The organism is Pseudoalteromonas sp. P1-30 (assembly GCF_001400005.1).
Classification (GTDB): Bacteria; Pseudomonadota; Gammaproteobacteria; order Enterobacterales; family Alteromonadaceae; genus Pseudoalteromonas; species Pseudoalteromonas atlantica.
Map to the genome: position 1 here is coordinate 174,218 of NZ_LKBC01000004.1, position 12,112 is coordinate 186,329.

Genomic DNA, 12,112 nt, shown 5'->3' on the forward strand with positions numbered 1-12,112 from the left:
TTCTTATCTTTAAATGCTAACACACTCACTGCACCACATCAGCTAATATTAATCACTAAAAGAATCGCGTATAATGGCAAAAGTTATTTTTACTTAAGAGCACCCCATGGCGAAGAAAAAAGGCAAGCCTGCTGAAATTGAAGAAGAAATTATTTACGTATCAAAAAGTGAACTAAAGCGCGACGCGCAAGAGTTTCATCAGTTAGGTTCTGAAATTGCTAAAATGGGGAAAAAGCAACGCGAACGCTTACCACTCAATGACGATTTGAAAGCAGCCATGGTAGTTGCTGATAAAATCAGTAATAAAAGCGATGCGTACCGCCGCCACTTAAATTACATTGCTAAAACGCTACGCACAGTAGAAAACGTTGAAGAAATTAAAGCCATTATTGACGTAATGCTTAATAAAAATAACCAAGCTGAGGTTTTAATTAAAAAAATTGAGCAATTACGTACCGACTTAATTGAGCAAGGCGATGATTTAATTAACGAAACTATTGAGCAATACCCAACCCTTGAGCGCCAAAAAATGCGCCAATTGGTACGTAACGCCGCTAAAGAAGTTAAAGCTGAAAAGCCAGGCAAGGGCTATAAAGAATTGTTTCAATACTTAAAAGATGCCCACAACATAACGTATTAACAAAAAATACTCTTTTAAAAAGGTGCTTAGGCACCTTTTTTGTTGTAGATCAAAACCCCTCCCTTAAAAGCTTTTTATACTCAACACCTCATTAATACATAAGGTGCGCGTGATGATAAAGCTTCCAAAATGGGATCAAACTCTTATAAATAAGTATAACGTGTCAGGGCCGCGCTATACCTCCTACCCTACCGCTTTATCTTTAAGCGAGGGGTATCAGCAACAAGACCTTGTTAGCGCTATAAAATCATCCTCTAGTCGCTCACTTTCTTTGTATATTCATATCCCATTTTGCAGTGAGCTTTGCTATTACTGCGGATGTAACAAGGTGATCACACGCCATCAGTCTAAAGCCGATGTATATTTAGATTACTTAACAAAAGAAATAGCAGCGCATGCCCCTTTATTTAAACACTACGCAGTGGAGCAATTACATTTAGGGGGTGGTACGCCAACCTTTTTAACTGTAAAGCAAATGACGCGCTTAATTAACTTATTAGAGCAGCACTTTCACTTTACCCGCAACACTGAGCGAGGCATTGAAATAGACCCACGCTCCCTTGCAAAAGATATGCTTATACACTTACGGGTTTTAGGCTTTAACCGCGTATCCTTTGGTATTCAAGATTTTAACGATGAAGTACAACAAGCGGTTAACCGCACACAGCAAGTAGATACCGTTAAAGCCCTGATAACTCAAGCCCGCGAGCTTGGCTTTAAGTCTATAAATGCAGATATGATTTATGGCCTGCCTAAACAAACACCCCAAAGCTTTGAAAAAACAATAGCGCAATTAATTGCCTTAAGCCCAGACAGAGTTTCTGTATTTAATTACGCGCATTTACCAGAGCGCTTTGCAGCACAACGTAAAATAAAAGAGGCTGACTTACCCAGTGCCCACGACAAGCTAACCATGTTTAAAAACACCTTGGCGCAAATGACCTCTGCAGGCTATCAGTTTATTGGTATGGATCATTTTGCAAAAGCCGATAACGAACTTGCAGTCGCGCAAAATAAAGGGCAGCTACATCGCAACTTTCAGGGCTATACCACCCACGGTAATTGCGACTTATTAGGTTTAGGGGTCTCGTCTATTTCGCAAATTGGCACTGCCATTTTACAAAACCAAAAAGTGCTTAAGCATTATTATCACGCAATTGAAACGCAAGCCGGCAGTGCTATACATAAAGGAATGCATTTAACGCACGATGATGTAATACGCGCGGAGGCTATTAAATCACTTATTTGCCAGTTTGAATTAGACACGCACGCATTTGCGAAAAAGCATTCTATACATTTTAATGAGTATTTTGCGGATGCGCTGTTAGCGCTAAAGCCTTTAATAGACGATGACATGGTGCATATAAACGATAAGGTAATACGCGTCACGCCTCGCGGAAATCTATTTATTCGTATTATATGTATGTGCTTTGATGCTCACTTACAAAAGCAAATAAGTAAAACCCGTTTCTCACGTGTGATTTAATTAGTGCTATACCATTTCGCTTATCACGTTTGAGGTGGTAAAAACGTGTCGATAAGCAGGCATAAAAAAAGCAGACCTGAGTCTGCTTTTTGTATTTTCTATAGGGTTTAATTAAACACGATGTTTTCGCTGCCCGGCGCAGCTTTAAACTCAACAATGATTTTGTCGCAATCGGCTTTAATCTCATCACTAAAGTTTTCTTCAGCTCGCCAACGTGCTGTATCTTGCTTAAAAATCTCTTTTTTAGAGTATTTTTTGCGTGCATCGTGAGTCGGCATTTCTTTCACAACGTTATACATTTTATAAATGCCTGGGTACGCTAGCGTTAAATCTCGCTCATCTTCAAAAGCGTACTGAGACATTAAAACCCAAATTCGTAAACAGCCTTCAGAGTACTCACATTGCTCTTCAGCCATTGCACGAGCAATTAGATGAATGCTATCTGCAAGTTTAGCGTTACGCTTTAAGCGCGACTGCTTAAGCTTTTGCTGTTGCTCTGCTTGCTTTTGCGCAATTAACTTTTTTTGCGCGTTAAGCTTATAGAGCAACTGACCTGCATAAAATGCTAAGCCAGCAATAATAACAGCACCTACAAACAAGGCTACAATCACTGCGGTACTCATTAAGCGCCCTTACTATTTGTCGTCATCATCATCTAGCCACTCATTGGCTAAATCATCAGAAAGGTACTTATCGAAATCTGAGTTACCGTCGCTTTCGAAGTTATCTTCAAAATCATCTTCAAACTCGTCTTCATCTTCGATACCTAGTAACTTACAAAGTACTTGGTGGCGAGCAATACGGCTATTAAAGTACTTCGCATCTTTACCCGTCAGCATTTCACCTTGCTCATGGCGCTCAACGAGCTTAAGTAAACGCTCATCGTTTTCAAGCGCTTCTAGCTCTTGCTCAGGCGTAAGCTCTGGCTCTGTAACCTTTTTAAGCTCAACTGTTGGCTTTAAGTTACGCTTCATTTCTACTTGCGGCTGTGGTGCACTAGCCACTAAAGGCACGGCTTTTTTACTGCCGACGCGCTTATCTTTTGGCGCTGAGTTTGCTTTTTTAGTATCGCTATCTAATAGCTCAGGTGCATTACGAGAACCAGGCTTAGCGCCCTTTGGCTTTTTAACTCGTTGCTCTTTTAACGCACGCATTTCTTTAAGCTTATCTTGGCTTAAACGAACAGGGCCGTTTGAAGGAATTTTGCGTGATTTTTTCTTTCTACTCATATCTTGATCATCTCACTTAAGAGGTTTTGAGCGAGGCACATAACATGAGCATCGCAGTGCTGGCCTAGCCAGAAGAATTCGATTTGCGCATTAAAGCTTGGGTTGCTCGTTGAATTAGCGCATTAGCTTATTGCTAAACGGTGGGTATTGTAACAGGACAAATAAAAAGGCGGTAGAGAAAACATCTCTACCGCCTACTAATCTGAGCGCCATTATCTGGACACTTCTCCCTTCGACTTTTTTTAGTCTTTATTATTTTTATTATTATCAGTCCGTATTGTTATTATTTTAACCTTCCTTGTTACATTCCATTTTGTTTTTATTATTAAACTTCCTTGAGATTTTATTATTTACGGTCATCCTGACGCTTTCTTGTTATTTCCTTTTGTAGCACCTTCAATGTGCTATTCAGTCGTGTCGCGCCATTTTCCTTTAGCATAATCCATGTTGTTATTGTTGTTTTGCGACAGTGGTTAATTTACCCGTTAATATTTTTGTTACAACTGGTTTATATAATTTTTCTTACATAGAGCATATATAAAAAACAAAAAATTCATAATAAACATAAGTTTAACTGTAAAAATAATTTTAAAATAAGTTATTTCTTACAAAACAGCATGGCAAATATCTCACAAACTAAAGGGTGATATCGTTAAAATGTGGACACAAAAAAAGCAGCGCAAGCTGCTTTTTAATCATATTACATAGTATTACACTAGCTAATACTAGATAAATACGACTTTAGTGTAAGCCACCTAAGTATTGAGATAGTACTTCAATATCTTTATCAGTTAGCTTTTTCGCTATATCTTGCATCATACCGTTATGGTCGTTTTTACGGGTTCCATCACGAAACTTCTCTAGCTGAGCTTTAATGTACTCTGGGTGCTGAAAAGAAATTTTAGGAAACTTAGCAAGAGACGAACCATTGCCTCGCGGACCATGACACGCCGCACAAGCTGGAATACCACGTTCAGCATCGCCTGCTTTGTAAAGCATTTGACCAACTTCAACCACCTCTTTAGGGGTGGCGCCTTCAGTCATGTTCAATGAAGAAAAATAAGCAGATAGGTCTTTCATGTCTTGTTCGCTAAGTGGCATAGCCATCGCGCTCATTACAGGATCCATACGGCCTTCTTTACCGCCTGAAGTCATACCTAATTTTAAATCCTTAAGTTGTTTAAGGATGTAATCTGGGTGCTGGCCTGCAAGTTTAGGGTAAATATTAACCGGTGCATTACCGTCTGGGCCGTGACAAGCCGCACACGTTGCTGATTTTTCTTTACCTGCGTTTACATCGCCATCAAATGCTGTTGCGTTGCTTGCTGACAACGCACCAAGCAATATTGTTAAAGATAGTGCTATTTTTTTCATGGTGAATTCTCTGTTTCCGACCCTGTATCATCTACAATATGGATGTTGTAATTCATGTATTCTACACGATAAAAAATTCTCTGGCACGTTTTCTACTCATATTAAGCTTATAATTTATAGGGTTTTGACCTAGATTAACCTTTAAGCAGCTTTAATAGTGCCATTTATAGAGTTTTTAGGTGTTTAAATACGCTTTTTAATACATCCTTTATAGTATAAAATACGCGCCCTGAGTGAATTTAGCTCAATAAGATTAACTTTTACGTTTTTAGGAGAGCCTGTGCTCAAATCTCGTATCAAATATAATACTGCGTCTTTTGTAACAAGCGCGCCAGACATCACTAAATTACCTGCTGATACGGGAATTGAAGTCGCGTTTGCAGGTCGCTCTAATGCAGGTAAGTCAAGTGCTCTTAATGCACTGACAGATCAAAAACTTGCTCGTACCAGTAAAACGCCAGGTCGTACGCAGTTAATCAACACCTTTGAATTAGGTGAAGTAGATGATATGCGCTTAATCGACTTACCCGGTTATGGTTTTGCTAAAGTACCTATTGAAATGAAAAAGAAGTGGCAAAAGTCACTGGGTGAGTACCTACAAAAACGTCAAAGTTTAAAAGGTATTGTTATATTAATGGATATTCGCCACCCATTAAAAGATTTAGACAAAGATCTAATTAACTGGGCTATTGGCAGCGAAATCCCGGTATTAGCGCTTTTAACTAAAGCCGATAAGCTCAAGCAAGGTGCACGTAAAGCACAAGTACTGCAAGTACGCCGTGAATTAAGTGAACTAGACGGTGATATCACTGTACACGCTTTTTCATCACTTAAGGGAACAGGTTTACCAGAAGTCGCTAAAAAGCTAGATGAGTGGTATTTAGGGCCAATTGTGGCTGTTGCACCGCAAAGTGATGAAGACAGCTCAGACGCTTAAAAATAAGCACCTACGAAAGATAAAATTTTCCCCCTGCTGATTTTATAAAATAGCCGCGCTCATCAGCGTCGGCTATTTCAGCCCACTGATAAAACACACTCCGTGATACCCGCGCGCTACACCCATAAGGTAATTGCAAATAAGGCACCGCTGCATTTTTATAGTTTTTTATATAAAGAGGCTGCTCAGCACTGATTAACCATTGCCGTGCTAAATTATCTACACAACACATAACCTGCCCTTGCGCTGTGCTCTCAATATGCCAGCTTACGATAACGAAAGGCGCATCTTGCACCTCTATCGCTATTTTTTCGATGGGTGTTTTTAAATAAAACTGCTCACCTTCTTTGCATAAAACACTGGCAAACAGTTTTACCATCGCAGGGCGAGTAATTTCGCTGCCATCGTAAAACCACTGCCCTTGCTCGTTAATCATAATCGGCAGCTCACCACACTGGGCAGGCTGCCAACTATCAAACGGTTTGCTAGGCTCGCTTAATTGCTTACTAAGCGCTGTTAACGAGATCACTGTTTTTTAAGTGTTAGCGCAAAAGTAACTGGTACGGCTGTAGCAACTCCAGGTAAACCAGCTAATTGCTGTAGCTTTTTAACGCCTTCTGTCACACCGAAGTCTTGGCTATTTACAATCACAGGCGTAAACGACGACACACTTAAATCGCCATTTTCGGCACTGCTAACAAGTACATTTATTTTTAATGGCTTTTTATTACCATGAAAATCAAGCTGCGCATCAACCTCTTTTAATACATGCTGGCCCGGTTTTTTAATATTACTTAATTGCTTTTTTAAATCCGCAGTTAAAACTGCATGAGGAAATTTAGTCGCTTCAAATACAAATTGAGTTAAACGTTCATTGCGAATAGGGATCAGTGTTTCTGCAGAGGTTAAGTCTATATTTACACTAAAAGCACCACTGTCTGAAAGTGTTCCTTCTAGGTTAGTAAAATGATGTGCCTCAGCAATCGAGTCTTTTTTGATAGAAACAAAACTTAATTGGCTCTTGTCATTGACTAGCTGCCAATCTGCATGAGCGGCATTAGACAAAGCAACACTTGATAACGATAAACCGATAATGGCTAACGTTTTAAACATAACGCACTCCTAAAATAAAATGAGAATAATAGCGCTTTCGATACTATCACCTGAAATAGGGGCAAACCACCTCAAATTAAAGACGGCGCTAAATTACTTAGCCCGTACTGTTATTAAAAAATTAATAACGATATAGCAGCCTATAACTGATGCTTTTTAGGGGCGTAGCGCAACATCCACGCTAATCATTGCGTGAGATAGCTTTACTTTCCTACGTTTGCTTTATAACTGCTTTATACATATACCCGTTTGAGGGCGCGCAAGGTATGGCACAAAAAATAATAAGTATAAATGAGCATAAAGTGTGAATAGTAAAAAAGCGCTTTGAGGTGCTATTTAGCTTTAAAGGGCAATCTAATGAGGAAGAAAAAGCAGCCTGCTTAAAACAAGCAGGCCGATATAGCAAACTGGGGAGAAGCTATCAATTTGTTGCACCTTTTCAGATGCATCATCAACAGGATGTCCTACAGGATGAGGACGCGCGCACTTTAGCAAAAGCGCGCATAAAAATACAATGATATTCCGCCAAAATAGTTCGAATTGACGAACATATAACTATTTAATACAAATAGTTGCTTAAATTAACCTACTTTTAACTAAACTTTGTTTACGCGTAGAAATGCTTATATCGATTCGCTTAATTGAGTGAGTTATTTAGAGGCAATAAAAAAGCGCCTTGCGGCGCTTTTAAAATGTAAGCATGTTTTAGGTTAGTGGGCTTGTTCCCAGTTTTCACCTTCGTCAGCTTCTACAATTAAAGGGACATCTAAGCTAGCCGCTTGCGACATTAGCTCACAAATCTGCTTTGTGTATGCTTGCGCACAATCGGTTTTAATCTCAAACACCAATTCATCGTGTACTTGCATTAGTAACTTAATGGTATTGGGAGCTTGTTGATTAACCCAGCTATGCACGCTCAGCATTGCTTTCTTAATAATATCAGCGGCTGTGCCTTGCATTGGTGCATTGATTGCTGCACGTTCGGCGCCTTTACGGCGAGCTCCATTACGTGCATTAATTTCGGGTAAGTGTAAACGACGCCCAAAAATAGTTTCTACGTACCCGTTCTCGGCGGCTTTTTCGCGGGTTGTTTCCATGTACTCAAGTACCCCAGGGAAACGCTCAAAGTATTTATCTATGTAGTGCTGCGCTTCGTGGCGTGGTACATCAAGCTGACGCGCTAAACCAAAGGCTGACATGCCGTAAATTAACCCAAAGTTTACTGCTTTAGCTTTACGACGCATATCTGTGGTTACATCCTCTAGCTCAACCCCAAATACCTCAGCAGCGGTTGCACTGTGCACATCTAACCCATTAGCAAAGGCATTTAGTAGCCCTTTGTCTTGTGATAAATGCGCCATAATACGCAGCTCAATTTGACTGTAATCGGCAGCCACAATTTTATAGCCTTGTGCCGCTACAAATGCCTCACGTATACGACGTCCTTCTTCAGAACGAATAGGGATATTTTGTAAGTTAGGATCGGTAGAACTCAAACGCCCTGTGGCCGTAACAGCTTGATGATAAGAAGTATGCACGCGCTGTGTTTTCTCATTAACCATTAGTGGTAATTTATCGGTGTAGGTTGATTTAAGCTTAGATAAACCACGGTGCTCAATAATCACCTTAGGCAATGGGTAGTCATGGGCAAGTTCTTGTAGCACTTCTTCAGCCGTTGAAGGTGCACCTTTAGGTGTTTTTTTAATGACTGGCAGCTCAAGTTTTTCAAATAAAAGTACTTGCAGCTGCTTTGGCGAGCTTAGGTTGAATGGTTCGCCAGCTATCTCAAACGCTTCTTTTTCAAGTTCAAGTAAACGCTCGCCTAAACGCTGGCTGTGCGCCGCCAGCATGTTGCTATCAATTGCTACGCCGGTACGTTCAATATCAGAAATAACATTCACTAATGGCATTTCTATTGTTTCAAATACTGACTTTAACTTCTCATCAGCTTCTAATTTTGGCCAAAGTACTTGGTGTAAACGCAGTGTAATATCGGCATCTTCTGCTGCGTAAGGCGCAGCTTGCTCAAGCTCTATTTGATTAAAGGTAAGCTGCTTTTTCCCTTTGCCGGCTATATCTTCAAAGCTAATGTTTTTATGGCCTAAGTATTTAAGAGCTAATGAATCCATGTCATGGCGAGTGCCCACGCTATTAAATACGTACGACTCAAGCATAGTATCAAACTTAATGCCATTGAGCTCATAGCCTGCATTAGCCAGTACGCTCTTGTCGTATTTTAGGTTTTGCCCTACTTTAGCTTTGTTAGCATCGGCGAGGATTGGCCCAAGCTTTTGCATTACATATTCAAGGCTTAATTGCTCTGGTGCACCCGGGTAGTCGTGTGCAATTGGTAAGTAAGCAGCTTCGCCTGCTTTTACAGCAAAGCTCATACCTACTAACTGCGCTTGCATGTAATCAAGGCTGGTTGTTTCGGTATCAAAAGCAAATAACTCAGCGCTATTTAGCTGCTCAATAAGCGTATCAAATTGTGATTCGGTTAAGATAGTTTCGTAATGTGCATCTTCTACTTTTGGCAGTTCATTTGCCTCAGTAGGGAGCGCTTTTTCTGCATCTTTTGGATTATCAAGCAGCTCAGCTAACCAGCGGCGGAACTCACACTCACCATACAGTGCAATAAGCTCATCTTTATTTGGCTCTTGTACTTTAAAGGTATCTAGGTCTGACTCTACCTCAACATCACATTTAATGGTGGCAAGCTCATAACTAAGTGGTAAATGATCAAGGGCGTTTGCAAGCTTCTCACCAATCTTGCCTTTAATGTCGCCGGCATTATCAATTACACCTTGAAGCGATCCATATTTTTGAAGCCATTTAACAGCTGTTTTAGGTCCACAGCCTTCAACACCTGGGATGTTGTCAACCTTATCACCCATTAGCGCTAAATAGTCGATGATTAGCTCAGGACCCACACCAAATTTTTCAACAACGGTTTGAGGATCTGAAATGCTGTCGGTCATGGTATTGATTAGCGTAACATGCTCGTTAACTAGCTGAGCCATGTCTTTATCGCCTGTAGAAACCAATACATGGCGCTTTTGCTCAGTTGCTATTCGTGAAAACGTACCAATAACATCATCGGCTTCAACCCCTTCAATACTAATTAGCGGAAAGCCCATCGCTTTAATAATACTGTGCAGTGGCGCTATTTGCGTTCGTAAATCGTCAGGCATAGGCGGACGGTTAGCTTTATACTCGCTATACATATCGTTTCTGAACGTTTTGCCTTTGGCATCAAACACCACCACCATGTGGCTCGGATCATATTGTTTGATCAAACTTTTAAGCATGTTTACCACGCCATAAATAGCGCCAGTTGCTTCACCTTTAGAGTTGGTTAAATGCGGTGGAGAATGATAAGCACGAAATAAATATGAAGAGCCATCAACTAAAATTAGCGGGTTTTCGGGGATCTGAGCCATGGTGAATTTGGATCCTAAATACAAAAAAGTAATATTATTACAAGCATGCCATAAGGTTGTGAATAAAACGACAGTGAATTACGCTTAGTAGCCATAATTATTGCGGAGCAACCTGTGGATAACTTTGTAGATAACAGCCACGAGCTATTCCTCCAATGCATAATAAAATGCTTAGAAAAATAAATAACTGCTTGTTTTGTTTAAAAAAGATAATACGAGGTTCTTTTTTTATTATTTTAAAACCAATGTGGAAAAAGGTTTTCTAACTGATACATCCGCTGTGAGTCACTTTAGTTATTTGTATCCATTTAAATAACCGGAGGAGTATTCTAGCATAATGGATCAAAGATCATAGCGATCCTTTATAATTTTTTTTATGAGCGCACAGGCAAAAATGGCATAAACCGCAATACAACTTGCACTGCGAATACTTTTTAAACTAAAAAATTATTTTAGTGTGTGTTTTGGCCCGTGTTAAACTTCATCCAAACGACTTATTTAAAATACTTAAGGAGCACAAAAGCATGAAAAAGATAGCTGTAATATTAGCCGGCTGTGGTGTGTACGATGGCAGTGAAATAAACGAAGCAGTATTAACACTGCTGCACATAGCTAAAAACGGTGCTGCATATCAATGTTTTGCTCCTGATATAGAACAACTTCACACTATTAATCACCTCACCGGTGAAGAAATGCCAAGCAACCGTAATGTACTCACTGAGGCAGCACGCATTGCCCGTGGTGATATAAAATCATTAAGCGAATTAAAGGCATCTGAATTTGATGCGTTAATAGTACCAGGGGGATTTGGCGCCGCTAAAAACTTATGTGATTTTGCCGTTAAAGGCGCTGATGCGCAGATAAACGACCTAGTATTAGAGGCCTGTAAACAATTTGCTAATGCACAAAAAGCCGCTGGCTACATGTGTATTGCGCCGGCTTTAATTCCGTTTATATATCCCAATGCTACTTTAACCATAGGTAATGATGAACAGACCGCAAGCGCTTTAACCCAGCTAGGCTCTACACACGCAGCCTGTGCGGTTGATGATATTGTGATTGATGAGGACAATAAACTTGTTACCACCCCTGCTTATATGCTGGCGCAGTCTATTTTAGATGCCGATGCGGGGATCGAAAAACTGGTTAAAAACGTACTAGCATTAGCTTAAATAGTGATTTACTAAGCCACCGATTATAAATGTTTGTTAACTGAAACATGCAATTTTATTGCGTTAACGCAAAAATTAGTCAGTTTTATTGATAAAAACACCAGTGGGCGTTTTATAAATTGTTACACAAAGGTATAATCGGTTTAATTTCCGTCATCTATAATCGTGATTGATCACGTTCAAATCGAAGTGAGCAAGGCAAAATGAAAAAACTATCAGCTGCAGCATTATTAGTGCTAGCAACCACCGCATACGCACAGCCATATGATAACTCTATGACTGAAGATGCGATTAAAAAACGTTTAGCACCAGTTGGCGCTGTTTATCTTGAAGGCGAGAAAGCTGCTGCAGCCGCAGCCCCTACTGGCCCTCGCTCTGGTGAGCAAGTGTACCAAGGCGCATGTTTTGCCTGTCACGGTACTGGCGCACTAGGTGCACCTAAATCAGCTGATGACTGGGCACCGCGTATCGCTAAAGGTAAAGATGTACTGCTTGATCACGCTATCAACGGTTTTAATGCGATGCCGCCAAAAGGAACATGTATGGATTGTTCTGATGATGAGATTAGCGCAGCTATTGATTTCATGACATCTAAATAATTTAATTAAACCCCTGATAACTAGGGTGATTAATTTAAAAAGGCCTATTTTTATAATAGGCCTTTTTTTATTCCTAAAATAATCTTTTTAGTTGCTGTTTTAGGGCATTAGTTACTTGACGA

General features: G+C 40.1%; 11 protein-coding genes. 5 read left to right on the forward strand and 6 right to left on the reverse strand.

Features of this window, described 5'->3' with window-relative positions; genetic code table 11:
- Positions 1-106: 106 nt before the first annotated feature.
- Together yjgA and hemN are read left to right on the forward strand one after the other, a co-directional pair.
- Positions 107-640 carry a ribosome biogenesis factor YjgA gene (gene yjgA / locus AN395_RS10245; RefSeq protein WP_004589315.1) on the forward strand — a complete coding sequence of 178 codons (534 nt, stop codon included), beginning with the start codon at positions 107-109 and terminating at the stop codon, positions 638-640.
- A gap of 112 nt (positions 641-752) precedes the next feature.
- The gene (gene hemN, locus AN395_RS10250) at positions 753-2,126 is read left to right on the forward strand and encodes an oxygen-independent coproporphyrinogen III oxidase (RefSeq protein ID WP_054982945.1); all 1,374 of its coding nucleotides are present in this window, start codon (positions 753-755) and stop codon (positions 2,124-2,126) included.
- 107 nt (positions 2,127-2,233) lie between these two features.
- Here the strand turns inward: hemN and AN395_RS10255 are convergent, their stop codons facing one another.
- The 3 genes from AN395_RS10255 to AN395_RS10265 all read right to left on the reverse strand — a co-directional run bounded on the left by AN395_RS10255 (position 2,234) and on the right by AN395_RS10265 (position 4,729).
- Entirely contained in the window at positions 2,234-2,749 is a 516-nt protein-coding gene (locus AN395_RS10255) for a DUF2489 domain-containing protein (RefSeq protein ID WP_004589313.1), read from the reverse strand.
- Positions 2,750-2,761: 12 nt separating this feature from the next.
- The gene (yihI, locus tag AN395_RS10260; RefSeq protein WP_054982946.1) at positions 2,762-3,355 is read right to left on the reverse strand and encodes a Der GTPase-activating protein YihI; all 594 of its coding nucleotides are present in this window, start codon (positions 3,353-3,355) and stop codon (positions 2,762-2,764) included.
- Positions 3,356-4,096: 741 nt separating this feature from the next.
- Positions 4,097-4,729 carry a cytochrome c gene (locus tag AN395_RS10265; RefSeq protein ID WP_054982947.1) on the reverse strand — a complete coding sequence of 211 codons (633 nt, stop codon included), beginning with the start codon at positions 4,727-4,729 and terminating at the stop codon, positions 4,097-4,099.
- A 280-nt stretch (positions 4,730-5,009) separates the two neighbouring features.
- On the opposite strand from AN395_RS10265, the gene yihA reads away from it, so the two are divergent.
- Entirely contained in the window at positions 5,010-5,666 is a 657-nt protein-coding gene (yihA, locus tag AN395_RS10270; protein ID WP_054982948.1) for a ribosome biogenesis GTP-binding protein YihA/YsxC, read from the forward strand.
- A 10-nt stretch (positions 5,667-5,676) separates the two neighbouring features.
- Here the strand turns inward: yihA and AN395_RS10275 are convergent, their stop codons facing one another.
- The 3 genes from AN395_RS10275 to polA form a co-directional block, all read right to left on the reverse strand.
- Positions 5,677-6,195 carry a DUF1285 domain-containing protein gene (locus AN395_RS10275; protein ID WP_054982949.1) on the reverse strand — a complete coding sequence of 173 codons (519 nt, stop codon included), beginning with the start codon at positions 6,193-6,195 and terminating at the stop codon, positions 5,677-5,679.
- Positions 6,192-6,779, reverse strand: a complete 588-nt coding sequence (locus tag AN395_RS10280; RefSeq protein WP_029773395.1) for a YceI family protein — start codon at positions 6,777-6,779, stop codon at positions 6,192-6,194. Before AN395_RS10280 ends, AN395_RS10275 begins: the two co-directional genes overlap by 4 nt.
- Before the next feature lie 710 nt (positions 6,780-7,489).
- Positions 7,490-10,219 carry a DNA polymerase I gene (gene polA / locus AN395_RS10290; protein WP_029773397.1) on the reverse strand — a complete coding sequence of 910 codons (2,730 nt, stop codon included), beginning with the start codon at positions 10,217-10,219 and terminating at the stop codon, positions 7,490-7,492.
- Positions 10,220-10,743: 524 nt separating this feature from the next.
- Here polA and elbB point away from each other — a divergent pair.
- Entirely contained in the window at positions 10,744-11,391 is a 648-nt protein-coding gene (gene elbB, locus AN395_RS10295) for an isoprenoid biosynthesis glyoxalase ElbB (RefSeq protein ID WP_029773398.1), read from the forward strand.
- A gap of 203 nt (positions 11,392-11,594) precedes the next feature.
- Positions 11,595-11,990: a cytochrome c5 family protein gene (locus AN395_RS10300; RefSeq protein ID WP_004589305.1), complete on the forward strand. Its 396-nt coding sequence runs from the start codon at positions 11,595-11,597 to the stop codon at positions 11,988-11,990.
- Positions 11,991-12,112 lie beyond the last annotated feature (122 nt).